The following is a 25,800-nucleotide window of genomic DNA, read 5'->3' as shown; positions in this document are numbered from 1 at the left end:
TCACCTCACTTCTTCGCCTGGCCGCCCGCCTCGGCGATGCCCCTCCGCGGGCCGTACGCCGTCAGGAAGCGGTCCCTGAAGGTGTCCATGCGCCAGACCGGGGCGTCCGGGCCCGGCTTCAGACCGTCCTGCCAGTCCCAGTCGGAGACCCGGTCCAGGACCTTCGGGTCGCGGGCGACGATCGATATCGGGACGTCGCGGCCCGCGCCGGGGCCCGTGACGGTCGCGTTGGGCTGGTGGTCGCCGAGGAAGACCAGGACGGTGTCGTCGGTGCCGTACTTCTCCACGTACGAGATGAGGCTGCTCAGCGAGTACTCGATCGCCCGGCGGTACTCGTTGCGCAGCTTCTCGGGGTCGGCCAGCACCTCCGTGGGGTTCGTGCCCTCCTTCTTGATGCCGTGGTAGATGGAGCCGTCCCCGATCTCGTCCCAGCCGACCATCTTCGGGATGGGCGACCAGGGGTTGTGGCTGGAGGCGAGGACGATCTCCGTCATCAGCGGCTCGCGGTCCTTCTTGCCGTGCTCCAGGCGCTCGTACGCGTCCAGGCTGTACTGGTCGGGTACGGGTGACCAGCTGAACTTCGGGCCCTGGTAGCCGATGTCCCGCGAGTCGTAGATGTTGTCGAGGCCGAAGTACTTCCCCTCCGGCCAGGAGCGGGTGACGCCCGGCATGATGCCCACCGTCCGCCAGTCTCCCGTGCGTCCGAAGGCGCCGGTGAGGGTGAGGCGGTCGCTCGACGTGGCGCTGCGGTAGCGCTGCTGGTTCTTGATCCACATGCCGGACATGAAGGTGGAGTGCGCGAGCCAGCTCCCGGCGCCCGCGACCGGCGAGGTGAGCCAGCCGCTCTCGGAGGCGAACCCGGCCGCCTTGAGCCTCTCCGTACCGTCGTCGAGCACCGCGCCGACCTGCGGTGCCATCGCCGGGTCCTCGATCGCGCTGCGGCCGTAGCTCTCGATGAACGTGAAGATGACGTCCTTGCCGCGCAGCGCCGTCAGAAGCTGGTCGGGCGGGGTGTCGCGGAAGTGGTCGACGCGGGCTTCCTTGGCGAACTGCTTGCCGTCCTTCAGGCCGGCGCTCACCAGGTCGGCGTGGCTCCGTACGAGATCGGCCGCGCTCCTGGACGTGACGGGCACCCCGGCGATCTGGACGCCGAGCGCCGTGCAGGTCACCCACACCGTCCCGAACAGCAGGGTGGTACGGGTCGTCGGGCCGCTGTGGCGGACCATGAGGCCGGCCAGCCGTACGACCGCCAGCGTGATCAGGACGACCACGGCGAGGGTGAGGATCACGATCCCGATCACGGCGGCGATCGCGCCGGCCCGGCCGAGCGTGTCCCGGAGGAAGGACTCGGCGTCGTCGAACAGGATCCAGTCGAGCACCAGGTCGAACGGCCGGTCCAGGACCGTGTAGAAGCCCAGGTCGAGGAATTTGAGAAGGGTCAGCAGGCCGAGGCCCGCGCCCGCGACGGCCGCCGCCACCCGGCCCGCCCTGGGCGGCAGCACGAGCAGCACGGCGGCGCCGATGATCATCTCGCCCGGCAGGTGCGCGAAGGCTTCGGGGGTGATGAGGGAGGCTTCGTTCGGGAGGAGGAGGGCGACGAAGACCAGCACGGCGGCCAGGCCGGTGAGCGTCCAGGAACCGGCCCTGACCAGGGACGGGTACCGGTCCCGCAGGCCGGTCGCTGTCGGTGTCGGCGTGGATGTCGGGGTGGGGGTCGGTGCGTCCGCCCGTTCTGGTGCGCCCTCCGGAGCGTCCGGTGCGCCCGGTGCGCCCGGTGCGTGCTCCGCTGTGGGCTCCGGAGCATCAGGTGTGTCCGCTGTGTGCTCCGGGGCCGGCTCCGGAGCCTTCGCTTTGTCCGTGTTCAGCAGCCGACGAGCGCGCGTCCAGGGCGACAACCTGATGGTCCTTCCGTGCGAAACCCCTTGTGGCAGGGCGGACCGGACCTCTCGGGCGGGACCGCCGCCAGACTGTACGGCCCGGCGGCGGTTTCGGTTCAATCGTCCACCTGCCGGGCGCGGGGCCACCGCCCGCCGCACCAGGAAGAGCCGGCGCGGCGGCGCGCCCCGCGGCGGGCCCGGCCACAGCATCAGGGGTACCAGGATGAGCCATCCACCGGAGTGCAGTATCTTGGATGGAACGTCCATCATGTTGGACTGTCGTGTTCGTCGAGTGTCCGTTTTACGTTTCCGTCTCGTTGAGACCGAGGGGAGGAAGTTGTGGTGGAGGAGTCGCGTACCGCCGCCGTGGGCGCCGCCGTACCGGTGCCCGAGGCCGTCGCCGTGGGAACTGCCGCAGGAGTTGCCGCAGGAGCTGCCGAACGCGTTGACGGTCGGGCCGGAGCCGAGGGTGTCGGCGCGGTGGGTTCCGGTGCGCCGGCCCCCGGGGCCCGGCGGGGGCCCCTCGGGCCCGTCGCCCTTGTCGTCGCGGGCGGGTTCTCCGTGCAGGTCGGGGCGGCCGTCGCCGTTCTGCTGATGCCCCGCACCGGCGCCGTCGGTATCGTCACGCTCCGCCTCGGGCTCGCCGCGCTCGTCATGCTCGCCGTGTGCCGGCCGAAGCTGCGCGGGCACTCGCGCACCGACTGGGGGACCGTCCTCGTCTTCGGCGCCACCCTCGCCGCCATGAACGGCCTCTTCTACCAGGCCCTCGAACGCATCCCGCTGGGCGTCGCCGTCACCCTCGAAGTCCTCGGCCCGCTCGCCCTCTCGGTGATCGTCTCCCGGCGGCTGGTCAACCTGTTGTGGGCGGTGCTCGCGCTCGGCGGCGTGGCGCTGCTCAGCGGGGGCGGCTTCGACCGGCTCGACCTCCTCGGTGTCGGGTACGCGCTCGCCGCGGGCGTCATGTGGGCGACGTACATCGTCTTCAGCGCGCGCACCGGCCGGCGCTTCCCGCAGGCGGACGGGCTGGCCCTGGCGATGGCGGTCGCGGCGCTCCTCATCCTGCCGCTGGGCTTCCTGGAGTCGGGGGCGAAGCTGCTGGAGCCGTCCACACTGGGGCTGGCCCTGGTGGTGGCGCTCATGTCGTCCGTCCTGCCGTACACCCTCGAACTGATCGCGCTGCGGCGGATGCCCGCGCCCACCTTCTCCGTGCTGATGAGCCTGGAGCCGGGCGTCGCGGCGGCCTGCGGGTTCCTCATCCTGGACCAGGCGCTCTCCGCGCTCGACGCGCTGGCGATCGTGCTGGTCATCGTGGCGAGCATGGGGGCCGTACGGACCCAGGTGGGGGAGCGGGCGCGGAAGCGGGCCCGCACCGGGGCACGAAAAGGCGGGGCGCTCGGGAACGAGTAAGTGTGCTTGCTTGTCAATTCGGGTACTGCCATGCTCCGGGGCACGCACATCGCCGTGCCCTGAGGGGAGCGCACCGTGTCCGACGCCGCCGCCGTGTTCGGGGACCTGAGCGTCGAGAGCGACGAACTCGACTTGCTGGTCAGCGGGTTGAGTGAGCCGGAGTGGACCGCGGCCACCCCCGCCCCCGGCTGGAGCATCGCCCACCAGATCGCCCATCTCGCCTGGACCGACCGCGTGGCGCTGCTCGCCGTGACCGACCCGGCCGCCTTCGCCGGGGAGGCGGAGAAGGCCGCCACGGCCCCCGCCACCTTCGTGGACGACGGTGCTCGGGCGGGGGCCGCGCTGCCGGCCCCCGTACTCCTCGCCCGGTGGCGCGACGGCCGCGCGCGGCTGCGGCGGGCCCTGGACGAGGCGTCGGCCGGTGCGCGTTTCCCCTGGTACGGGCCGCCGATGAGCGCCCCCTCGATGGCCACGGCGCGGCTGATGGAGACCTGGGCGCACGGCCAGGACATCGCGGACGCGCTCGGGGTGAGGCGTGCGCCGACCGCGCGGCTGCGACACGTCGCCAGGATCGGCGTAAGGGCCCGCGACTACGCCTTCCTGGTAAGGGGGGAACAGCCGCCCGCCGAGCAGTTCCGTGTCGATCTCACCGGCCCCGGAGGGGAGTTGTGGACGTACGGAGCCGAGGGGGCGGGCCAGTGCGTGACCGGGCCCGCGCTCGATTTCTGTCTGCTGGTGACCCAACGGGCCCATCGCGCGGATCTCGCCGTACGGGCTGAGGGCGCCGACGCCGGGCGGTGGCTGGACATCGCGCAGGCGTTCGCCGGGCCGCCGGGGGCGGGGCGCGCGCCGGAGGGCTCGGAGCCGGAGGGCCCGGAGTGAGCGGCGGCGGTACGGCCGGGCCCGGTGACGGCGGGTCCCGTACCGCGGGCGGGTCGCGTACCGGCGTATCCCGTACCGGCGTGCTGCGGATCGGGAACGCCTCCGGCTTCTACGGCGACCGCTTCGACGCCCTGCGCGAGATGCTCACCGGCGGGTCTCTCGACGTCGTGACCGGCGACTATCTCGCCGAACTGACCATGCTCATCCTGGGCCGGGACCGCCGGAAGGACCCGCGCGCGGGGTACGCGAAGACGTTCCTCCGGCAGTTGGAGGAAGGGCTCGGGCTCGCCCACGAGCGGGGCGTCCGGATCGTCACCAACGCGGGCGGGCTCAACCCGGCCGGACTGGCCGACGCTGTAAGGGAGTTGGCCGACCGGGTGGGAGTGCCCGTACGGGTCGCCCACGTCGAGGGCGACGACCTGCTGCGACGCCGGAAGTGGGGCGACGGCGTCCTCGCCGCCAACGCCTACCTCGGCGGCGCCGGGATCGCGGCCTGTCTGCGGGCCGGCGCCGATGTCGTCGTCACCGGGCGGGTCACGGACGCGGCGCTCGTGACGGGGCCCGCCGCCGCGCACTTCGGCTGGGACGAGGCGGCCGGCCCCGGGGCCGGCCCCGAAACCGGCCCCGGCCCCTGCCTCGACGCGCTCGCCGGTGCGGTCGTCGCCGGGCATGTGCTGGAGTGCGGCACCCAGGCGACCGGCGGGAACTACTCCTTCTTCGCCCGGCACGACGTGCGCCGTCCCGGCTTCCCCCTCGCCGAGATCCACGCCGACGGCTCGGCGGTCATCACCAAGCACGACGGTACGGGCGGGGTCGTGGACATCGGCACCGTCACCGCACAGCTGCTCTACGAGACCGGGGGCGCCCGGTATCCGGGCCCGGACGTGACGGCCCGGCTCGACACCGTACGGCTCCACCAGGACGGCCCCGACCGCGTGCGGATCACCGGCGTACGCGGCGAACCGCCGCCCCCGGGGCTCAAGGTCGGGCTCAACCGGATCGGCGGCTGGCGCAACGAGGTCGTCTTCGTCCTCACCGGTCTCGATGTCGAGGCCAAGGCCCGCCTCGTCCGGGCCCAGGTGGAGGACGCGCTCGACGGGCCCGCCCCGAGGCGCCGCCCGGCGGAGGTCCGCTGGGAGCTGTCCCGTACGGACCGGCCGGACGCCGCCACCGAGGAGACCGCGAGCGCGCTGCTCCGGCTCGTCGTGCGCGACGGTGACCCGGAGACGGTGGGGCGGGCGGTCACCGGGGCGGCGGTCGAGCTGGCCCTCGGCAGCTACCCCGGCTTCCATGTGACGGCCCCACCGGGCAAGGGCGCGCCGTACGGGGTCTTCGAGGCGGCGTACATCGACGCGGACGAGGTGACGCAGGTGGCCGTACTGCCGGACGGGACCCGGCTGCCCGTCCCACGTCGCTTACGTACGGCAGAGAGGGACGCCTCGCCGCCCGTAGGACCGTCCCCCGGACTTCCGCCGCCGCTGCCCGCCGGGCTGCCCACCCGGCGCGCCCCCCTCGGAGCCGTCGCGGGCGCCCGCAGCGGCGACAAGGGCGGGGACGCCAACGTCGGGCTCTGGACGGAGAGCGAGGCCGCGTGGCGGTGGCTGGTGCATGAGCTGACGGTGGAACGGTTCCGTCAACTCCTCCCCGAGGTGGCCGAGTTACGCGTCGAGCGGCACCTCCTTCCACATCTCCGCGCCGTCAACTTCACCGTCGGGGGACTGCTCGGCGAGGGGGTCGCCGCGCAGGCCAGGTTCGATCCCCAGGCGAAGGCGCTGGGGGAGTGGCTGCGCTCGCGCCATCTCGACATCCCGGTCTCGCTGCTCCCGGATGCTCCTCAGCTCACCGACAGCACCCACGGAGCCCGTGGAGCCCATGGAGCCCGTGGAAGCCATGGAGCCCGTACAACCCACGGAGTCCGTGGACGCCATGGATCCGACGCACCGGAGGCCCCGCAGTGACCGTGCTCCCCTCCACCCTCGACGTCACCTCCGCCGACTACGCCGCCCACCGCGCCGCCATGCTCACCAAGCTCGCGCGGCTCGACGCCGAGCACGCCAAGGCCCTCGCCGGCGGCGGCCCGAAGTACACCGCCCGCCACCGTGAGCGCGGCAAGCTGCTCGCCCGGGAGCGGATCGAGCTGCTGCTCGACCCCGACACCCCGTTCCTGGAGCTCTCCCCGCTCGCCGCCTGGGGCAGTGATCACCCGGTCGGCGCGTCCATGGTCACCGGGGTCGGGGTGGTCGAGGGCGTCGAGTGCGTGATCACCGCCAACGACCCGACCGTACGCGGCGGTTCGTCCAACCCGTGGACCCTGCGCAAGGCCCTGCGCGCCAACGAGATCGCGTACGCCAACCGCCTCCCCCTCATCAGCCTGGTCGAGTCCGGCGGCGCCGATCTCCCCTCCCAGAAGGAGATCTTCATCCCCGGCGGCGCGCTCTTCCGCGATCTCACCCGGCTCTCCGCCGCCGGGATCCCGACCATCGCCGTCGTCTTCGGCAACTCGACGGCGGGCGGTGCCTACGTGCCCGGGATGTCCGACCACACCGTCATGATCGAGGAGCGGTCGAAGGTCTTCCTCGGCGGGCCGCCGCTGGTGAGGATGGCCACGGGCGAGGAGAGCGACGACGAGTCCCTGGGCGGGGCGGCGATGCATGCCCGTACGTCCGGACTCGCCGACCACTTCGCGCGCGACGAACCCGACGCGGTCCGGCAGGCCCGGCGTATCGTCGCGCGCCTCAACTGGCGCAAGGCGGGCGCCGATCCGGCACCGGAATCGGTGGAGCCGCCCAGATACGACGAGGACGAACTCCTCGGCATCGTCCCCGGCGACCTGAAGATCCCCTTCGATCCGCACGAGGTGATCGCCCGGATCGTGGACGGCTCCGGCTTCGACGCGTTCAAGCCGCTGTACGGGCCCAGCCTGGTGACGGGCTGGGCCAGGCTGCACGGCTATCCGGTCGGGATCCTCGCCAACGCGCGGGGCGTGCTGTTCTCCGCCGAGTCGCAGAAGGCCGCGCAGTTCATCCAGCTCGCCAACCAGCGCGACATCCCCCTCGTCTTCCTGCACAACACCACCGGCTACATGGTCGGCAAGGAGTACGAACAGGGCGGCATCATCAAGCACGGGGCGATGATGATCAACGCGGTGGCGAACTCGAAGGTCCCGCACCTCTCGGTCCTGATGGGCGCGTCGTACGGCGCCGGGCACTACGGCATGTGCGGCCGGGCGTACGACCCGCGTTTCCTCTTCGCCTGGCCGAGCGCCAAGTCCGCCGTCATGGGCCCGCAGCAGCTCGCCGGCGTCCTGTCGATCGTGGCGCGCGCCTCGGCCGCCGCGAAGGGGCAGGTGTACGACGAGGAGGGGGACGCGGCGCTGCGCGCGATGGTGGAGCGGCAGATCGAGTCCGAGTCGCTGCCGGTCTTCCTCTCGGGGCGGCTGTACGACGACGGCGTCATCGACCCGCGCGACACCCGCACGGTCCTCGGGCTGTGCCTGTCCGCCGTGCACAGCGCCCCGGTCGAGGGCGTGCGCGGCGGCTTCGGCGTCTTCCGGATGTGAGGTGAATGAGGTGAACGGGACGGGTGGGGAGGGGAAGAGGGATGAGGCATGAGGCATGAGGGAGACACGATGATCGGTGCTGTTCTGGTCGCGAACCGGGGCGAGATCGCCTGCCGCGTCTTCCGTACCTGCCGGGAGCTGGGGATCACCACGGTCGCCGTGCACTCGGACGCCGACGCGGGCGCGCTGCACGTACGCGATGCCGACCTGGCGGTGCGCCTGCCGGGGGCCGCGCCCGTCGACACCTATCTGCGCGGCGATCTGCTGGTGCGTGCGGCGCTCGCGGCGGGTGCGGACGCGGTCCATCCCGGGTACGGATTCCTCGCCGAGAACGCGGAGTTCGCGCGGGCCGTCCGCGATGCCGGGCTGGTGTGGATCGGGCCGCCCCCGGAGGCGATCGAGGCGATGGCGTCGAAGACCCGGGCGAAGAAGCTGATGACGGCGGCCGGTGTGCCGCTGCTCGCGCCCGTCGACCCGGCCGCCGCCACCGGGGCGGACCTGCCGCTGCTGCTGAAGGCGGCGGCGGGCGGCGGCGGCCGGGGCATGCGGATCGTGCGCGCACTCGGCGACATGGAGCGGGAGGTGCGGGAGGCGTCGGCGGAGGCGCGGGCCGCGTTCGGGGACGGCGAGGTCTTCGCCGAGCCCTATGTGACCGGTGGCCGCCACGTGGAGGTGCAGATACTCGCCGACGCGCACGGCACGGTATGGACCCTCGGCACCCGTGACTGCTCGCTGCAGCGCCGCCACCAGAAGGTGATCGAGGAGTCTCCGGCGCCCGCGCTGCCCGACGGGCTCCGTACGGAGCTGGCCGGGGCGGCCGTTGCCGCGGCCCGCGCGGTCGGCTACCGGGGCGCGGGCACGGTCGAGTTCCTGATCTCGGCCGACGGCCGCCCGTACTTCCTGGAGATGAACACCCGCCTCCAGGTCGAACACCCCGTCACGGAGGAGGTGTTCGGCCTGGACCTGGTCGCCCTGCAACTCTCCGTCGCGGAGGGCATGCCCCTTCCTCCGGAGCCGCCGGCCGCGCACGGGCACGCGGTGGAGGCCCGCCTCTACGCCGAGGATCCGGCGGACGGCTGGGCCCCCCGGGCGGGCCGGCTGCACCTGCTGGAGGTGCCGGGGGCCGGGGAGCCCGGGGGCGCGCAGGGAGACGTGCCCCGGCTGCGCGTCGACGCCGGATACGCCGGGGGCGACACCATCGGCGTCCATTACGACGCGCTCATCGCCAAGGTCATCGCCTGGGCGCCCACCCGGGCCGCCGCCCTGCGCCGTCTCCGGGACGCCCTGCGCCGCGCCCGGGTGCACGGCCCCGACACCAACAGGGCCTTGCTCGTACGGTCGTTGGAGCATCCGGAGGTCCTGGCGGGGCGGCTCGACACCGGCTTCTACGACCGCCACCTGGCCGACCTGACCGCCCCCGCCCCGGGCGCCGGTGAGCGGGGCGCCGCCGTCGCCGCCGCGCTCGCCGACGCCGCCGCCCGGTCCCTGGGCGGGGCTGTCCCGGCCCGCCTCGGCGGCTGGCGGAACGTACCGTCGGCGCCGCAGACCAAGACGTACGGCGCGCACGAGGTCCGCTACCGGGCGACCCGCGACGGCTTCGTGGTCGAGGCTGCGGCGGAGGACGCGGAAGGGGCCGCGGAAGATGACGGGGCGGCCGGGGCGGCCGGGGCGGCCGGGGCGGCCGGGGCGGCCGGCGCCGTACGGGTCACGTCCGTCTCGCCCTCCCGCGTCGGTCTCGAAACCGGCGGTGTCGTCACGCACTTCGATGTCGCCGCGTACGGCGACGAGGTCCACGTCGACTCCGCCACCGGTTCGTACCGGCTGCTCGCGCGACCCCGGTTCGCCGGCCCGGGCCGGGGCGCCGAGCCGGGCTCACTGCTCGCGCCCCTGCCCGGGACCGTCGTACGGGTCGCGGAGGGGCTGGCCGAGGGGGTACGGGTCAGCGCCGGGCAGCCGGTCGTCTGGCTGGAGGCGATGAAGATGGAGCACCGCGTCGTCGCGCCCGCCTCCGGCACGCTCACCGCACTGCTCGCCGTCCCCGGCCGCCAGGTCGAGGTCGGCGCCCTGCTCGCCGTCGTCACCGCCACCGACGCACCGGAGGAAGATGCCTCATGAGCGGCACCCCGGACCGTACCGCTACTCGCACGAACGCCCGTACGAGTACCCGTAGAAGCTTCCTGACCGAGAGCGAGGAGCACACCGCGCTCCGCGCCGCCGTCGCCGCCCTCGGCCGCCGCCACGGACGCGGCTACGACCGCGAGACCCTGTGGCGCGAGGCCGGCAAACTCGGCTACCTCGGGGTGAACCTGCCCGAGGAGTACGGTGGCGGAGGCGGCGGCATCGCCGAACTGTCCCTGGTGATGGAGGAGCTGGCCGCAGCCGGCTGCCCGCTCCTGCTGATGATCGTGTCGCCCGCCATCTGCGGCACGGTGATCGCCCGCTTCGGTACGGACGACCAGAAGCGGCAGTGGCTGCCCGGCCTCGCCGACGGCTCCCGCACCATGGCCTTCGGCATCACCGAGCCCGACGCCGGTTCCAACTCCCACCGGATCACGACCACGGCACGCCGGGACCCGGACGGCGACGGCTGGATCCTGACCGGCCGCAAGGTCTTCGTCTCCGGTGTCGACATCGCGGACGCCACGCTCATCGTCGGACGGACGGGGAAGGCCGGACCTGGCGGTGCGGGCGGGGCCGGCGGCGGGCTCAAGCCCTGCCTCTTCATCGTCCCGCGCGACGCCGAAGGCTTCGGCCGTACCCCCATCGACATGGAACTCCACGCCGCCGAGAAGCAGTTCGAGCTGGTGCTCGACGACGTACGGCTCCCGGCCGACGCGCTCGTCGGCGACGAGGACGCCGGGCTGCGCCAGCTCTTCGCCGGGCTCAACCCCGAGCGCGTGATGACCGCCGCGTACGCGCTCGGCATCGGGCGGTACGCGCTCGGCCGGGCCGTCGAGTACGCGAAGACCCGGCAGGTCTGGAAGGCGCCCATCGGCGCGCACCAGGCCATCGCACACCCCCTCGCGCAGGCCCATATAGAGATCGAGCTCGCCGAACTGATGCTGCGCAAGGCGGCGTTCCTCTACGACGCGGGCGACGACACCGGCGCGGGTGAGGCCGCCAACATGGCCAAGTACGCCGCCGGGGAAGCCTGTGTGCGCGCCGTGGACCAGGCCGTGCACACCCTCGGCGGCAACGGCCTCACCCGTGAGTACGGCCTCGCCTCACTCGTCACCGCCGCCCGCGTGGCCCGGATCGCGCCCGTCAGCCGCGAGATGATTCTGAATTACGTGTCCCACCAGTCCCTGGGTCTCCCCAAGTCGTACTGAGACGGAGCGAGTCGTAGCGGAAGGGGATCGCCATGGAGTTCGACAGTTCGGACGGGTCCGGCGGGGGCCGGGTGTTCCGCAGTGAGTACGCGGAGGTCCCGGCCGTGGAGCTGCCCATCCACGAGGCCGTGCTCGGCCGTGCCGCCGCGTACGGCGACACCGTCGCCCTCGTCGACGGGACGAACGGCGCGACCACCACGTACGCCCAACTCGACCAGGCGCACCGGCGGATCGCCGCCGCGTTCGCCGACGCCGGGGTGTGCAAGGGCGATGTCCTCGCCCTGCACAGCCCCAACACCGTCGCGTACCCGGCGGTGTTCCACGCGGCGACCCGCGCCGGGGCGTCCGTCACCACCGTCCACCCGCTCGCCACCCCCGAAGAACTCGCCGCGCAACTGCGCGACGCCGCGGCCCGGTGGGTCGTCACCGTCTCGACGCTGCTCGAAGTGGCCCGGAGGGCGGCCGAGTTGGTCGGCGGGATCGAGGAGATCTTCGTCTGCGACCGGGCGCAGGGACACCGCTCGGTCCTCGATCTGGCCCGGTCGGCCGCGCCGGTGCCCGAGGTCGCCATCGATCCCGGCGAGGACATCGCGGCGCTCCCGTACTCCTCGGGCACCACCGGTGTCCCGAAGGGCGTCATGCTCACGCACCGCTCGATGGCGACCAACCTGGCGCAGCTCGAACCCGTCATGGAGATGAAGCCCGGCGACCGGATTCTTGCGGTTCTGCCCTTTTTCCACATCTACGGGCTCACCGCGCTGATGAACGCCCCGCTGCGGCACGGCGCGACCGTCGTCGTCCTGCCCCGCTTCGACCTCGGCCAGTTCCTCGCGGCCATCGAGAAGCACCGCATCACCGGGCTGTACGTGGCGCCGCCCATCGTGCTCGCCCTGGCCAAGCACCCGGCCGTCGCGCGGTACGACCTCTCCTCGCTCGACTACGTCCTGAGCGCCGCCGCGCCGCTGGACGCACGGCTCGCCGCCGCCTGTTCCGAGCGGCTCGGCCTGTCGTGCGTACGGCAGGCGTACGGCCTGACGGAGCTGTCGCCCGGCACCCATGTCGTCCCGCTCACCGCCGAGCACCCGCCGCCCGGCGCGGTCGGCAAGCTGCTGCCCGGCACCGAGATGCGCGTGGTCGCCCTGGACGGCCCGGAGCGCGACGCCGCCCCCGGTGCCGAGGGCGAGATCCTGCTGCGTGGTCCGCAGGTGATGAAGGGCTACCTGGGCCGCCCCGATGCCACGGCCGGGATGATCGATCCGGCGGGCTGGGTGCACACCGGCGATGTCGGGCGGGTGGACGGGGAGGGCTGGCTCTTCGTGGTCGACCGGGTGAAGGAGCTGATCAAGTACAAGGGTTTCCAGGTCGCCCCGGCGGAGCTGGAGGCCCTGCTGCTCACCCACGACGCCATCGCGGACGCGGCGGTGATCGGGGTGTACGAGGACGACGGCAACGAGGTGCCGAAGGCGTTCGTCGTGCGCCGGCCGGGCGCGGAGGAGCTGACCGGGGCCGAGGTGATGACGTTCGTCGCCGAGCGCGTCGCCCCGTACAAGAAGGTCCGCCGGGTCGAGTTCGTCGGCGGCGTGCCCCGTGCCGCCTCCGGCAAGATCCTCCGGCGGGAGCTGCGGGACCGGGAGGCGCGGGACCGGGCGAGGGAGAACACCTGACGCCCCGCCCCGCCCCGTCCGGCCCCGCCCCGTCCGGCCCCGCCCGCGCCGCGCCGCCCGCCCGGCCGCTCCCGCCGGGCGGGTCAGGCGATCCGCTCGATGTCGCCGAACCCCTCGATCTCCCGGGGGCTCCGGGTGCCCGGCCCCACGTACCGCGCCGACGGGCGGACCAGCCGCCCCGTCCGCTTCTGCTCCAGGATGTGCGCGGACCAGCCCGCGGTCCTGGCGCAGGTGAACATCGACGTGAACATGTGCGCGGGGACCTCCGCGAAGTCCAGCACGATCGCCGCCCAGAACTCGACGTTCGTCGCCAGCACCCGGTCGGGCCGGCGCGCGTGCAGCTCCTCCAGCGCCGCCTTCTCCAGCGCCTCCGCCACCTCGAACCGCGGCGCCGCCAGCTCCCGCGCCGTACGCCGCAGCACGCGGGCCCGCGGGTCCTCGGCCCGGTAGACCCGGTGGCCGAAGCCCATCAGCCGCTCGCCCTGGTCGAGGGTCCGCTTGACGTACGCCGTCGCGTCGCCCGTGCGCTCGATCTCCTCGATCATGCCGAGGACGCGCGAGGGCGCGCCCCCGTGCAGCGGCCCGGACATCGCACCGACGGCGCCCGAGAGCGCGGCGGCGACATCGGCGCCGGTGGAGGCGATGACGCGGGCGGTGAAGGTGGAGGCGTTCATGCCGTGCTCGGCGGCCGACGTCCAGTACGCGTCGACGGCCTTGACGTGCCGGGGGTCCGGCTCGCCGCGCCAGCGGATCATGAAGCGCTCGACGACCGAGTTCGCCTTGTCGATCTCGCGCTGCGGGACCATCGGACGCCCCTGGCCGCGCGCCGACTGGGCCACGTACGAGAGCGCCATCACGGCGGCGCGCGCCAGATTGTCGCGGGCCGTGGGCTCGTCGATGTCGAGGAGCGGCTTCAGGCCCCAGACGGGCGCGAGCATCGCCAGCGCGGACTGGACGTCGACGCGGATGTCACCCGAGTGGACCGGGATCGGGAAGGGCTCGGCGGGCGGCAGGCCGGGGTTGAACGCCCCGTCGACCAGCAGCCCCCAGACGTTCCCGAAGGAGACCTGCCCGACGAGATCCTCGATGTCGACGCCCCGGTAGCGCAGGGAGCCGCCTTCCTTGTCCGGTTCGGCGATCTCCGTCTCGAACGCGACGACGCCTTCGAGTCCGGGGACGAAGGAAGTGTCGAAGTCGGACATCGGGCGGCTCCTCGCGTTGTGTGCGGCGTCTGTGCGGTGTCTGTGCCGTGCCTGTACGTGTGACGGGTCGTGCCGGGTCGTGACGTGGTGCGTGCGGCTGTGCACGGCTGTACGCGGCGTTGTCCCCGCGGCGTACGGTCCCGGTGCGCGATGTTACGCACCGTGACGTGTGTGGCGTGATGTGTGAGAAGACCACAGTGGCGTGGCCGACCTGTCCCCAGATTTTGGCGGGTTTCGACGGTACGGAAAGACGCGGCGGTGCGTGATAACCGGCACACTGCCAGTTTTTGTCCCCCGAGGATTGGCGGTCCTCCGTGCGGGGCAAACTCGGCCCTGCGGCAGGATGATCCCGTGCCTCACGAGACCCCGGAACCCTCCGCCGCTCCTGCGGATTCGACGCCTCCCGCAGATCCCACCGCTCCCGCGGATTCCGTTGCCCCCGCGGACCCCGCCGCGATGCGCGAGCACTACCGCGGCACCCCGCTGCTGGACACGGACCTCGCCGCCACGCCCATGGACCAGTTCGCCCGCTGGTTCGAGGAGGCCGCGTCCTGCGCCTTCCACGAGCCGAACGCGATGGTGGTCTCCACCGCCACCCCCGAGGGCCGCCCGTCCTCGCGGATGGTGCTGCTGAAGGCGTACGACGACCGCGGCTTCGTCTTCTTCACGAACTACACCTCGCGCAAGGGCCAGGAGATCGCGGCCAACCGCCAGGTCTCGCTGCTCTTCCCCTGGCATCCGCTGGCCCGCCAGATCATCGTCACCGGTACGGCGGCCCGCACCGGCCGCGACGAGACGGCCGCGTACTTCCGCACCCGTCCGCACGGCTCCCAGCTCGGTGCCTGGGCCAGCGACCAGTCCACCCCGATCGGCTCCCGCGCGGACCTGCTCCAGCGGTACGAGGAGCTGGCGGCCCGCTACCCGGAGGGCGAGCAGGTTCCGGTGCCGCCGCACTGGGGCGGGTTCCGGGTCACGCCGGAGACGGTCGAGTTCTGGCAGGGCCACGAGAACCGGCTCCACGACCGGCTGCGTTACGTCCGCGGCGAGGGCCCGGACGGCCGGCCCGGCTGGCGGGTCGAGCGGCTCTGCCCGTAGCGGCGCGGGCCTCCTGGCGGCGCGGGCCCGTAGCGCCGTAAACCCGGTGCTACGGCCTTGCGCGGGGGAAGCCGCGGGAACAGCAGAACCCCGCAGGCTCGGGTTCCTCCGAGGAGGAGCCGGCCGGACGTACCGGCGAGCCTGCGGGGCGGTGACTGCTGTGGATTGGGCCGGCGCTTCACCGGCTCCGCACTGAGTGCGACGTCGGGCTGTCAGCCCGCAGCCACCTCACGAGTCCGGAAAGAAATCACTTCCGAATCACCTCCTTTCAGTGTGTTCCACACTCTAGGAAGGGGGCCGTCCCGGCTCAACCCATTTAACGGATCACTTTCGCGGCCGGTCGCGGGCGGCGATTTCGGGGAACGATGTGTGAGGTGGGCCACTTTCGAGTTGAATGATCGTAGGTGCGGCAGCAGAGTCAGCAGCACAGGCGGAGATGTCCCGCAGGGGGTACCAGCGTGAGTGCTTCTCGGAGTGAGACCACCAATCCTGCCGGGCCGGACGAGCCGGAGTCCGATGCAGGGTCGGACACCGGCCCGGGCCCCGGGGCGGAGGTGCCCGGCCGCGACGGGCCGGGATCCGATCTGCTCGCGGCGCTCCTCGACGGGATGGACGCCGCGCTCTGCGCGTTCGACGCGGGCGGCGTGATCACGCACTGGAACCGCGAGGCCGAGCGGATACTCGGCTGGTCCGCCGAGGAGGCCGTCGGACGCCGCGGCTTCGCCGGGTGGGCCGTGCGGACCGCCGACGCGGACGAGGTCCAGGCGCGGCTGATGGCCGTGATGGACGGCCCGGACCGGCAGGTGGACGAGTTCGCGCTGCTGCGCAAGGACGGCGGCCGGGTCCTGATCCGTACGCAGTCGTCCGCGGTGCGCGGCGCGGACGGTAAGCCCGCCGGGGTGTACAGCGCCTTCAGCGAGGTCCATGACCAGGTCGATTTCGAACGCTCCGTCGCGCTCAGTGAGGCGCTCTTCGAGGACGCGTCCTGGGGTGTCGTCCTCGTCGACGTCGATCTGCGGCCGACGGTCGTCAACCTCCAGGCGGCGCGGCTGCTCGGTACCGGACGCACCTCCGTACTGGGACGGCCGCTGGGCGAGCTGATCACCCAGGGCGTCGAGGAGCTGGAGTCCGCGCTCCACCACGTGCTGTCGGAGGGCGCGCCGTCCGCCGTCGCCGAGTTGTGGATGACGGTCCGGGCACCGGACGGCGAGCGGCGGCGCTGCTGGCGGTGCGGCTTCCTGCGACTGGCGTCACCGCTGGCTGAAGAACCGGTTCCGCTGGGTGTGGGCTGGATGTTCCAGGACGTGACCGACATGAAACTGGCCGTGCAGGAGGCGGACCGGCTGCGGTTCCGCGGCAGCCAGCTGCACCGCGCGGGCCGGGCGGCGGCCGAGTGCGAGGACCCGATGGAGGCGGCGACGGTCTATCTGGACTTCGCGCTGGCGGGCTTCGCCGACCACGCCCTGATCGATCTGGTGGCGGAAGGTCGCGCCTCCAGAGGGTACGTTTCCGGAGGGCTCGCTTCCGGCACGCCGGGACCCGTACGCCTGGTCCGTACGGTCGCGACGCCCGCCGGGGGTGCCTCGGGGCCGAGCACGCAGACCGGGTCCGGCTTCATACCGGTGCGGTACGCGGCCGGGCATCCGGCGCTCCAGGCGATGGACCGGACCGGCTCGGTCCGGGCGAGCGCCCCGACGGGCACGGGCGGGACCGCGGGCGGGACCGCCGGCGGGAACAGGGGCGGGACCGCGGGCGGGAACAGGGGCGGGACCGCGGGCGGGAACAGGGGCGGGAACGGCGGCGCGGGCGACGCGGCGCGGCAGCCGGTGCCCGCGCCCGCGTGGGCGTCGTCCCGGCAGTGGCCGGAGGACTCCGTCCACGCCCTGTGCACGGTGCTGCGCAGCCGGGGCAGGTCGCTGGGGGTGGTGACCTTCCTCAGGGGAGCGAGCCGCGCCGCCTTCGAACGCCCCGACGCGGTCTTCGCGGAGGACGTGACCGTACGGATAGCCGCCTGCCTGGACCTCTCGGCCCTGCTGCCGGACGCGGACGACTGAGAGCCTGTCGGGTGACCTCTGAGCGGACGCGCCGCGCCTGAGCGGACACGCGTACGGCCCGGACGCGTGCGGCGCCGGCCGGGGTTCACCCCGGTCGGCGCCGCACATCGGGCACCTGTCACCCGGCGGTGGGTCCGCGCCCCGAGCCGTTCTCCCCGGCGACCGAGGCCGCAGTTGTCGGTGCCGTTGCCGTTGCCGGTGCCGTCGGGGGCAGCATCCTGACCGGTTCGGTCTCCGCGTCGTTGTGCCGCAGCGCCCAGTTCTCCAGGGCGATACGGCACGCGTGGTCGACATGGCGCAGATCCGAGAGGTCCAGCTCGATCGGCCGGTCCTTCGGCAGGGCTTCGAGCTGCTCCATGATCCGGGGCAGCCGCAGGAACGTCGCGTTCCCCGTGACCGACACCACCAGCCGGCCGCCGGTGAGTTCCCGCACGTCCACATGGAGGTGCGAGATCTCCCACGCGGTCTTGACCACGGCGAGCAGCAGCCCCAGCACCACACCCTCGAAGAGGTTGGTGACCAGGACCGCGATCGCCGTGATGGCCAGGATCACGGCCTCGCCGCGGTGTTCCCGCCACAGCGGGGCCAGCTCCCGTACGGGCACGAGCTTGCACCCCGCGTGGACCAGGACGCCCGCGAGCGCGGCCAGCGGGATCACACCGATCGCCGCGGGCAGCAGCGCCGCGAAGAGCAGCAGCCACACGCCGTGCAGGACCCGGGAGAGCGACGTGCGCGCCCCCGCCTGGACATTGGCGGCGCTGCGCACGATGACGGCGGTCATGGGCAGCGCGCCGAGCGCTCCGCAGACCGTGTTGCCGACGCCCTGGGCCATCAGCTCCTTGTTGTAGTCGGTGCGCGGCCCGTCGTGCATACGGTCGATGGCGGCGGCGCTGAAGAGGCTTTCCGCCGAGGCGATGAGGGTGAAGGCGAGGACGGTGCCGAGCGCGGCGACCCCCGCGAGCTGCCCGAAGTCGTCGAGCCCGGGCGGGCTGACGGACTCCAGCAGGCCCTGCACCTCGACCTTCGCGATCGGCAGGTCGAACAGCAGGGTCACGCCGGTGGCGAGCGCCACGGCGGCCAGCGGTCCTGGCACCACGCGGACCTTCGCGGGGAGCCGGGGCCACAGGACGAGGACGGCGACCGTACCGGCCCCGACGAGGAACGCGGTCAGCGCCGTACCGTTCGAGAAGATCTCACCGGCCAGCCCGGGGAGGCCGGTGAGCTTGGGGATGCCGCCGGACGGCTGGGCGGTGTCGGCCATCGCGTACACCTGGCCCAGGACCAGCACCAGGCCGATGCCGGCCAGCATGCCCTGGACGACGGCGACCGAGATCGCCCGGAACCAGCGGCCGAGGCCGAAGGCCCCGAGCGCGAGCTGGAGCAGCCCGGAGACGAGGACGATGGCGCCGAGCACGCCGAGGCCGAACTCCTTGACGGCCTCGTAGACGAGAACGGTGAGCCCGGCGGCGGGACCGCTCACCTGGAGCGAGCTGCCGGGCAGGACGCCCACGACGATGCCGCCGACGATGCCGGTGACCAGGCCGAGTTCGGCGGGCACCCCGGAGGCGACGGCGACGCCGACGCACAGAGGCAGGGCGACGAGGAAGACGACGAGTGACGCGAGGATGTCGCGCCTGAGGACCTCACGGTCCTTCAAGAGGCTGAACATGAGGGATGTCCTAGCTGTGAGACGGGGCGGGCTACGCGGTGCGGCCCGGGAACGACGGCTCAGCCACGGCCGGTCGCCGTGGCTGAGGTCGCGCCCTGGGCCGTGCTCACAGCGGTCTGAACGCCCCGTCCAGCTCCGGCCGGTGGCTGCTCACCGCGCCGGTGTCCACCTCGTAGTACCAGGCGTGCAGCGAGAGTTGCCCGTCGGCGAGCCGCTCGCGGACGGCGGGGTAGCCGCGCAGGGTGTCGAGCTGCGCCGCGGCGTGGTGCTGCACGCAGTGGGCGAGGCCCTGCGCGGACGGCAGCTCGCCCCCGCCGAGGTCCAGCCAGCCGCGCACGGCGGGGACGGCGGACAGGTCGTCGCCGCGCACCAGGGCGCCGACCGCGCCGCAGTGCGAGTGCCCGCAGACGACGATGTCGCGGACGCCGAGCACGCGCAGCGCGTACTCGATGGTCGCGGCCTCGCCGCTGGGCCGCGCTTCGTCGTACCGGGGGACGATGTTGCCCGCCGTACGCAGTTCGAACAGCTCACCCGGGCGGGCACCGGTGATGAGGGACGGGATGACTCGGGAATCCGAGCAGGTGATGAAGAGTGCTTCGGGCGACTGCCCCGCGGCGAGTTCACGGAACTCGTCGGGGCGTTCCGCCACCCGCACGGAAAATGAACGAGCGTGATCGATGAGTGACTTCATGATGGCCTGCCTCCTGCACCCCCGGTCTTCTCTTGCCGGGGCGCGGTGTGGTCGGGTCAGTGGGGGGTGGAGCGAGATGAAGAGCCGCCGGGTCAGGCGGCGTGGATTCCGCGTCTGAGGGCGCACACGTGGTTCGGTCGGAATCTCACTGCTCGCCCTCTCCTTTGGTGGGTACGCGGAACACGTTGCTACGCGGCAACGCGGTGGCGGTTCCCATGATGACGCATGGCAACCCCCACTACTTTGCCTGAACATTACCTCCAGGTGAAAGATCAAAATTCCGCCAAGTGTGCCTTTCGTGACGCAAAGTGGCGGTTCTGGATCAAGTGTGCGAGCAACGTCACTCGGTGTGATTCCCGCAGGCCCCGGCATTCACAGGAGGCTCTGCGGTTATTCGATCGCATGGGCGAAGAGGCATTGCATTGGTGACGCGGAGCCACCCGGGCGCGTCGCGGCGATAGTTTCGGGAATGTGTCGCGCGTCCGCGAGGGCGGTCGGCGGCGGTCGGTGGCCGTCGGAGGCGGTCGGTGGCGGTCAGTGGCGGTAGAAGATCCGGTCCCGGTTCTCGGTCATCACCCGGCCGTTCCACTCGGTGCCGCCGTCGACGTTGCCCGACCGCAGCAGCGGCGGCTCGACGCCGCGCCCGACGAGCTCCGTGGCGGCCGTCGCCATCATCGCCTGCATCAGGGCGCTGGTGACGACCGTGGAGGCGGGTGCGAACGGCGCCTCGATGCCGGGGGCCGTCAACTCCGCGTCGCCGACCGCGATCCCGCTGTCGAGGACGATGTCGCAGTGGTCCTTGAGGAACGTCCCGGAGCGGTGCCGGGAGCGGGTCTCCGTCGCGTACGCCACGGACGTCACGCCGATCACCGTCAGCCCCAGGGACCGCGCGTTCAGGGCCATCTCGACGGGCAGCGCGTTCCGCCCCGAGAGGGAGATGATGACCAGCAGGTCCCCGGCGGTGGCGGGACTGGAGTCGAGCACGGCGCCCGCGAGGCCCTCGACCCGCTCCAGCGCCGAGCCGAGGGGGGCGGGCATCACGTCGACGCCGACGACGCCGGGCACGGTGAGCAGGTTCATGGTGGCGAACCCGCCGGCCCGGTAGACGACGTCCTGCGCGGCGAGCGAGGAGTGCCCGGCGCCGAACGCGAAGAGCCGGCCCCCGGCGGCGACGGTGTCGGCGACCGCCGCGCCCGCGGCGGCGACCGTGGCGGACTGTTTCTCCCGTACCCGCCGGAGCAGGCCGATCGCCGCGTCGAAGAACTGATCGGCAGGCGTGCTCTCGCTCATCGGGTGACCTTCCGGGAGTGGCCCAGGGGGCGGGGAATGTCTGTGCCGCCGATCACGTTGAGGTCTGGACCATTGCTCTGTCAATACTGCTGCCGGCCGCCGCGAAGGGCCCGGCGGAGCCCGGTCCGCGTCCGGTGCGGGCAAGCGTGTCCCCTTCCCGGTAAGGGTGGTGCTCTCCGGCGAGGCACGCTTGTCGGTGGTATGCGTCAGAATTGGGTCAGGGCCAGCGCACGATTTATTCGAGGGGCACGAATGTCCGGACTGATCGACACGACGGAGATGTATCTCCGCACCATCCTTGAACTTGAAGAGGAAGGCGTGGTCCCGATGCGCGCCCGGATCGCGGAGCGGCTCGATCAGAGCGGCCCGACGGTCAGCCAGACCGTGGCGCGCATGGAGCGCGACGGCCTGGTGCAGGTCGCGGGCGACCGGCATCTGGAGCTCACGGAGGAAGGGCGCAGGCTGGCGACACGGGTCATGCGCAAGCACCGGCTCGCGGAATGCCTCCTGGTCGATGTGATCGGCCTGGAGTGGGAGCAGGTGCACGCGGAGGCGTGCCGCTGGGAGCACGTGATGAGCGAGGCGGTGGAGCGGCGGGTGCTGGAGCTGCTGCGCCACCCGACGGAGTCGCCGTACGGGAACCCGATCCCCGGCCTGGAGGAGCTGGGCGAGAAGGCCGAGGCCGACCCCTTCCTCGACGCGGGGATGGTGAGCCTGGCGGAGCTGGACCCGGGCACCGAGGGCAAGACGGTCGTCGTACGGCGGATCGGGGAGCCGATCCAGACGGACGCCCAGCTCATGTACACGCTGCGGCGCGCGGGTGTGCAGCCCGGCTCCGTGGTGAGTGTGACGGAGTCGGCGGGTGGGGTACTGGTAGGGAGCAGTGGCGAGGCGGCGGAGCTGGAGTCCGGGGTGGCGTCGCACGTCTTCGTCGCCAAGCGCTGAGAGCGGGCGCATCGGTCAGGGCAGGCCGTAGGTAGGTACGTCACTGGGTGGGGCCGGCGAGACCAGCGCCATCGGGTCTGACGGGCAGGACGAGCGTGACGGGCGGGGCCGGGCTGTGTCCGGTACGGCCCGGACGGTCGGTGGTGCGGGTGCCTGCGGTGCCCGGGGTACCTGCGGTGCCCGGGGGGTGAGCCGCGGTGGGCGTGGGGACGTCCGCGGCGGCAGGGAGGGAGCGGCTGATGCGTGGCGTGATCTGTGCGTGCGGCGGTGGGGGCCGATGGCGTCCCGCCGCGCCCGGCGCCGTCCGGGCGCCTGTCCCCGGTGCCGTGCGCGAACTGTGCTCCGGCGCCGTACGCGAGCCGGGCCCCGGCGCCTTGCGGCACCGGAGCCCGGTCGCCCCCACGCCGACCCGGAGCCCCGAGCTCCCAGGGTCGTCCCCTTCGGACCGTCATCCCCGAGCGGCCCGCCTCCCGGAGAAGATCTCCCCTGAGGGCCGCCCGGCAATCCTGGACCGTGGTCACTCGAACGAGCGGTGTTGGGCGCGAAAACCGCGCGTTCGAATATAGGTTCGATAGCCTGGTGTGGCTGGTGCGGTGAGAGTCCGGGACGTGGCACGGGCCCGGTCCCCGCACCCGCGAGCAGGACCGTGCAGGACTCCGCAGGACCGTGAGCGAAACCGTGAGACCGAAGGGGGTGCCGGGACGCATGGTGCGGCGCATCGATGTGACCGGAGCGGACGGCGTACGCCTCGCTGCCTGGGAGTTCGCCGATCCGCCCGAGGCCGGACCGGAGGCGCGTGGACCGGGCGACGGCTCGGCGGTCCTGCTGCTGCACGGCCTGATGGGCCGCGCCTCGCACTGGGACGCCACGGCGCGCTGGCTCGCCGCCCGGCACCGGGCGGTAGCGTTCGACCAGCGGGGCCACGGCCAGAGCGAGAAGCCGCCGGAGGGGCCGTTCACGCGCGAGGCGTACGTCGCGGACGCGGAGGCCGTGATCGAGCAGCTGGAGCTCGCCCCCGTCACGCTCATAGGCCACTCGATGGGCGCGCTCACGGCCTGGCAGCTCGCCGCCGCGCGCCCCGATCTCGTCCGCGCCCTGGTCATCTGCGACATGCGGGCCTCGGCGCTGGGCGCCGCGTCGCAGCGGGAGTGGGGCGACTGGTTCCGCGCCTGGCCGGTGCCGTTCGCGTCGCTCGCGGACGTACGGAAGTGGTTCGGCGAGGAAGACCCCTGGGCCGAGCGCCCCACGCCGGCCCGGGGCGAGTTCTTCGCGGAGGTCATGGCCGAGCGCCCGGACGGCTGGCGCCCGGTCTTCTCACGCCGCCAGATGATGACGTCCCGCGAGACCTGGGTCCATGACGCGCACTGGGAGGAGCTGGCCCAGGTCCAGTGCCCCACGCTGGTGGTCCGGGGACTCGACGGCGAACTGGGCAGGGCGGAGGCCCACGAAATGGTCCGGGTGCTCCCGAGGGGCGAGTACGCGGAGGTGCTCGACGCGGGCCACTTCGTCCACTATGACCAGCCCGAAGCCTGGCGAGCGGCGATCGAGCCGTTCCTGGAGGGCGTACTGACGGGTTGACCGGGAGGGGGCGGGCCCGGCGCACCATCCACCACCGGAACACCCTGAGCGCGGCCCACGGTGAGCAACGCCGCCACCGGGTCACCACCTCCGGGAAGCGCTGTACGGCGCAGCGAAACGGGGCCGGTATCCGGGCGGCCGGTCGCCGGAACCGGTCGAACCACCTGGGCTTCCGGTGCCGTCGGCGACGGGCGCGGGCAACCGCCGGGGACGGTGCATGCGAAGGAACGTGCACAGGTAACACCTTGAGGGTGTAGCGCCCGCTGTGGTCCATGGCGCCGAAGGTGAACTCGGCGCCCGCGATGAGCTGGTTACGTGCCGCTTCTTGCGCCTCGAAGTCGTCGCACCAGGCGCGGAGTTCGGCGGGCGCGTCATACACGGCGGTTTCCTGGCGAGCGAGTGCGCCCGGAGCGGCCCACACGGAATGCGGGTCGGGGTCGAGGCCGTCGGCGATGCGCCGGGCCTGACAGCGCAGGATCGAGAGGGCGCGGTCCGGCGATCCGGTCCGGCGTGCGGCGAGGAGGACGCGTACCCAGGTGCCGGGGATCGGCCCCTCGCCGGTCACGGTCACGTGGTAGAGGCGCGTCGTCATGTCTGCTGTCCCGCAGGCCTCTGCTGCTTCCGGTGCAGCGTGGCCAGGGCGCGCAGTTGGACCCGTTCCCGCTGGGTCGCCGGACGGAGCGAGATCCGCGCCGCCTGCCAGGTGTGGCCTGCGGGGCGGATCAGCCGGACCGTCGGTCCGGCGAAGGACCGGATGACACCCGGCATATCCGCGCGGGGATCGAACACGGCCATGCCGACGCGTAGTTCGGGCGTTCTAGGGGACGGGTGGTCGGGCGGGGAGGTCACAGCACCTCCCCCCTGCTTCGCGCGTTCGCGCGGGCGGTCTTGGCCCGCAGGCGCTCTTCGGCGCTGGCCGGCCGGGCGTCCTCGGGAGCAACGGTCCACTCCGTTCCGCCGGTTACAGGGCGCAGGGACCAGAGCCCGCACCACTCACCGCGAAACTCGCCGACCCGCTCCTGTGCGTCGACCATCAGCGCCCCGAGGGCCGGGACGTACGGGGGTTCCTGTGTCTTGGCCCCCTTGGCGGGAACGTTCTCACCGGTCATGGTCGCTCCTCTCCGTAGTGAATGCACTACCCAGGGCGATCACCGTCGCGTATGGTCGAGATCTCTTCAAGCGGCCATAAGAGAAGGAAGGGATGGGTGTTCGATGGTTAACCGCAAGGAGTTGGACCCTGGGAACAGCCCGCGAGCGGCTTATGGGGCCCGGGTGCGCAGGTTGCGGGAGCAACGTGGCTGGAGCCAGGAAGAGCTGGCCGGGTATACGGAGTATTCCAGCCAGCATATTTCCGCTGTGGAAACTGCCCGCAAACCGCCGACCCTCCGGTTCTCACGTAAGGCTGACCGTGCCTTTGGGATTGCCGACGTCGCCGACTCGTTGGAACGTGAGTGGCGGGATGTGCAGCACGGCAGCCTGCTGGAGGGCTTCCCGGAGTACGTCAGCCATGAGGGGCGGGCTGTGGAGATCCGGTTGTACGAGGTCGGCATCATTCCCGGGCTGCTGCAGACACCGGAGTACGCCCGGGTTCTGGCGGACAGCGCCGTACGGCGTGGGGTGATCACGGCCGACCAAGCAGCCGAGCGGGTGTCGTTCCTGGCGGAGCGGCAGACCGCGCTGGCACGGCCCCAACCACCCACGATGCTGGTGGTGATGGACGAGAGCTGTATCCGCAGGCGCGTCGGCGAACCCGCCGTCATGGACGCCCAGTTGGCGCGTCTGGCGGAGTTCGCCGAGCTGCCGAACACCGTGCTCCAGGTCGCCCCGTTCGGCATCGGGGAGCGTCGCACGTTCAACTTGCCGGTGAACCTGCTGACGCTGCCGGACCTGTCCGTGATCGCGTACGCGGAATCCCAGATCCGGGGACACCTGGAACGCGAGACGACAGCGGTACTTCCCCTTTTGACGGCCTACCATCAACTACAGGCCGAAGCGCTGTCGCAAGCGGCATCGGTGGTCCTGATCAACGAGGCACGAAAGGGCACCCCGTGACGACCACGACCGAGTCCCCCCGCTGGCTCACGTCCTCCTACAGCGACAACGGCGGCAACTGCGTGGAGGTTGCCGCGCATCTCGTCGCGTCGCGCGGCATGGTTCCCGTCCGTGACTCGAAGGATCCGAGTGGTCCGGTTCTGGGCTTTCCCGCCGGGGTGTTCTCGTCCTTCGTCGCGGGCGTCAAGGCCGGGCAGTTCGGCACCGTCTGAGATCAGCCAGTTGCGAAAGGGCGCCCCGTGACGACCACGACCGAGTTCCCCCGCTGGTTCACGTCCTCCTACAGCAACAACGGCGGCAACTGCGTGGAGGTTGCCGCGAATCTCGTCGCGTCGCGCGGCATAGTTCCCGTCCGTGACTCGAAGGATCCGGGCGGTCCGGTTCTGGGCTTCCCCGCCGATGCGTTCGCCTCCTTCGTGACGGGCGTCAAGGCCGGGCAGTTCGGCACCGCCTGACCGTCCGGTGACGGGCCGGGCCGGGGTGGTCACGGGATGTCCCGCCCTGCC

The 25,800-nt window shown here is 72.4% G+C and carries 21 protein-coding genes; 14 read left to right on the top strand and 7 right to left on the bottom strand.

The genetic code is table 11. The features are described from left to right. Window positions 1–5 precede the first annotated feature (5 nt). Complete coding sequence (locus AB0P17_RS12350) at window positions 6–1,895, bottom strand: sulfatase (RefSeq protein ID WP_365810103.1); 1,890 nt, start codon at window positions 1,893–1,895, stop codon at window positions 6–8. Between the two features lie 462 nt (window positions 1,896–2,357). On the opposite strand from AB0P17_RS12350, the gene AB0P17_RS12345 reads away from it, so the two are divergent. The 7 genes from AB0P17_RS12345 (at window position 2,358) to AB0P17_RS12315 (ending at window position 12,718) form a co-directional block, all read left to right on the top strand. Beyond that, a complete protein-coding gene (locus AB0P17_RS12345) occupies window positions 2,358–3,284 on the top strand; it encodes an EamA family transporter (protein WP_365810205.1) in 927 nt (308 codons plus the stop codon). A gap of 75 nt (window positions 3,285–3,359) precedes the next feature. After that, window positions 3,360–4,166 (top strand): TIGR03084 family metal-binding protein, encoded by an 807-nt coding sequence (locus AB0P17_RS12340; RefSeq protein ID WP_365810101.1) that lies wholly within the window; start codon window positions 3,360–3,362, stop codon window positions 4,164–4,166. 140 nt (window positions 4,167–4,306) lie between these two features. Beyond that, entirely contained in the window at window positions 4,307–6,124 is a 1,818-nt protein-coding gene (locus AB0P17_RS12335) for an acyclic terpene utilization AtuA family protein (protein WP_365810203.1), read from the top strand. Then, complete coding sequence (locus AB0P17_RS12330) at window positions 6,121–7,725, top strand: carboxyl transferase domain-containing protein (RefSeq protein WP_365810099.1); 1,605 nt, start codon at window positions 6,121–6,123, stop codon at window positions 7,723–7,725. The genes AB0P17_RS12335 and AB0P17_RS12330 overlap by 4 nt, the downstream gene beginning before the upstream one ends. A gap of 69 nt (window positions 7,726–7,794) precedes the next feature. Further along, complete coding sequence (locus tag AB0P17_RS12325) at window positions 7,795–9,840, top strand: biotin carboxylase N-terminal domain-containing protein (protein WP_365810098.1); 2,046 nt, start codon at window positions 7,795–7,797, stop codon at window positions 9,838–9,840. Beyond that, entirely contained in the window at window positions 9,837–11,054 is a 1,218-nt protein-coding gene (locus AB0P17_RS12320) for an acyl-CoA dehydrogenase family protein (protein WP_365810095.1), read from the top strand. Before AB0P17_RS12325 ends, AB0P17_RS12320 begins: the two co-directional genes overlap by 4 nt. Before the next feature lie 32 nt (window positions 11,055–11,086). Further along, entirely contained in the window at window positions 11,087–12,718 is a 1,632-nt protein-coding gene (locus tag AB0P17_RS12315) for a 4-coumarate--CoA ligase family protein (protein WP_365810093.1), read from the top strand. A gap of 83 nt (window positions 12,719–12,801) precedes the next feature. On the opposite strand, the gene AB0P17_RS12310 is transcribed toward AB0P17_RS12315, so the two are convergent. Continuing rightward, on the bottom strand, window positions 12,802–13,920 hold the full coding sequence (locus tag AB0P17_RS12310) for a citrate synthase 2 (RefSeq protein WP_365810091.1): 1,119 nt from the start codon (window positions 13,918–13,920) through the stop codon (window positions 12,802–12,804). 456 nt (window positions 13,921–14,376) lie between these two features. On the opposite strand from AB0P17_RS12310, the gene pdxH reads away from it, so the two are divergent. Then, window positions 14,377–15,015: a pyridoxamine 5'-phosphate oxidase gene (gene pdxH / locus AB0P17_RS12305; RefSeq protein ID WP_365810089.1), complete on the top strand. Its 639-nt coding sequence runs from the start codon at window positions 14,377–14,379 to the stop codon at window positions 15,013–15,015. A 458-nt stretch (window positions 15,016–15,473) separates the two neighbouring features. Then, window positions 15,474–17,069 carry a PAS domain-containing protein gene (locus AB0P17_RS12300; RefSeq protein ID WP_365810086.1) on the top strand — a complete coding sequence of 532 codons (1,596 nt, stop codon included), beginning with the start codon at window positions 15,474–15,476 and terminating at the stop codon, window positions 17,067–17,069. A gap of 118 nt (window positions 17,070–17,187) precedes the next feature. Here AB0P17_RS12300 and AB0P17_RS12295 read toward each other — a convergent pair whose 3' ends face one another. From AB0P17_RS12295 to AB0P17_RS12285, 3 genes are all read right to left on the bottom strand, one after another. Next, window positions 17,188–18,738, bottom strand: coding sequence for a SulP family inorganic anion transporter (locus tag AB0P17_RS12295; RefSeq protein ID WP_365810084.1), 1,551 nt, complete (start codon window positions 18,736–18,738; stop codon window positions 17,188–17,190). Window positions 18,739–18,844: 106 nt separating this feature from the next. After that, window positions 18,845–19,429 carry a carbonic anhydrase gene (locus AB0P17_RS12290; protein ID WP_365810081.1) on the bottom strand — a complete coding sequence of 195 codons (585 nt, stop codon included), beginning with the start codon at window positions 19,427–19,429 and terminating at the stop codon, window positions 18,845–18,847. A gap of 534 nt (window positions 19,430–19,963) precedes the next feature. Then, window positions 19,964–20,719, bottom strand: a complete 756-nt coding sequence (locus tag AB0P17_RS12285; RefSeq protein WP_365810079.1) for an SIS domain-containing protein — start codon at window positions 20,717–20,719, stop codon at window positions 19,964–19,966. Between the two features lie 252 nt (window positions 20,720–20,971). On the opposite strand from AB0P17_RS12285, the gene AB0P17_RS12280 reads away from it, so the two are divergent. Further along, window positions 20,972–21,664 carry a metal-dependent transcriptional regulator gene (locus AB0P17_RS12280; RefSeq protein WP_365810077.1) on the top strand — a complete coding sequence of 231 codons (693 nt, stop codon included), beginning with the start codon at window positions 20,972–20,974 and terminating at the stop codon, window positions 21,662–21,664. 705 nt (window positions 21,665–22,369) lie between these two features. Next, window positions 22,370–23,242: an alpha/beta hydrolase gene (locus AB0P17_RS12275; protein WP_365810201.1), complete on the top strand. Its 873-nt coding sequence runs from the start codon at window positions 22,370–22,372 to the stop codon at window positions 23,240–23,242. A 588-nt stretch (window positions 23,243–23,830) separates the two neighbouring features. Here the strand turns inward: AB0P17_RS12275 and AB0P17_RS12270 are convergent. Together AB0P17_RS12270 and AB0P17_RS12265 are read right to left on the bottom strand one after the other, a co-directional pair. Then, complete coding sequence (locus AB0P17_RS12270; RefSeq protein WP_365810075.1) at window positions 23,831–24,091, bottom strand: hypothetical protein; 261 nt, start codon at window positions 24,089–24,091, stop codon at window positions 23,831–23,833. Further along, entirely contained in the window at window positions 24,088–24,351 is a 264-nt protein-coding gene (locus AB0P17_RS12265; protein ID WP_365810074.1) for a hypothetical protein, read from the bottom strand. Before AB0P17_RS12265 ends, AB0P17_RS12270 begins: the two co-directional genes overlap by 4 nt. Before the next feature lie 103 nt (window positions 24,352–24,454). On the opposite strand from AB0P17_RS12265, the gene AB0P17_RS12260 reads away from it, so the two are divergent. The 3 genes from AB0P17_RS12260 to AB0P17_RS12250 are packed head-to-tail and all read left to right on the top strand — an operon-like array spanning window position 24,455 to window position 25,749. After that, the gene (locus AB0P17_RS12260) at window positions 24,455–25,294 is read left to right on the top strand and encodes a helix-turn-helix transcriptional regulator (RefSeq protein WP_365810073.1); all 840 of its coding nucleotides are present in this window, start codon (window positions 24,455–24,457) and stop codon (window positions 25,292–25,294) included. After that, the gene (locus tag AB0P17_RS12255; protein WP_365810071.1) at window positions 25,291–25,506 is read left to right on the top strand and encodes a DUF397 domain-containing protein; all 216 of its coding nucleotides are present in this window, start codon (window positions 25,291–25,293) and stop codon (window positions 25,504–25,506) included. Before AB0P17_RS12260 ends, AB0P17_RS12255 begins: the two co-directional genes overlap by 4 nt. A 27-nt stretch (window positions 25,507–25,533) precedes the next feature. Beyond that, window positions 25,534–25,749 (top strand): DUF397 domain-containing protein, encoded by a 216-nt coding sequence (locus AB0P17_RS12250; protein ID WP_365810069.1) that lies wholly within the window; start codon window positions 25,534–25,536, stop codon window positions 25,747–25,749. The last annotated feature ends 51 nt before the right edge of the window (window positions 25,750–25,800 follow it).

This window comes from Streptomyces sp. NPDC088124, assembly GCF_040685895.1.
Taxonomy (GTDB): Bacteria; Actinomycetota; Actinomycetes; order Streptomycetales; family Streptomycetaceae; genus Streptomyces.
Note: the sequence above shows the minus strand (reverse complement) of the source record. Positions and strands in the feature narration are given on the sequence as shown.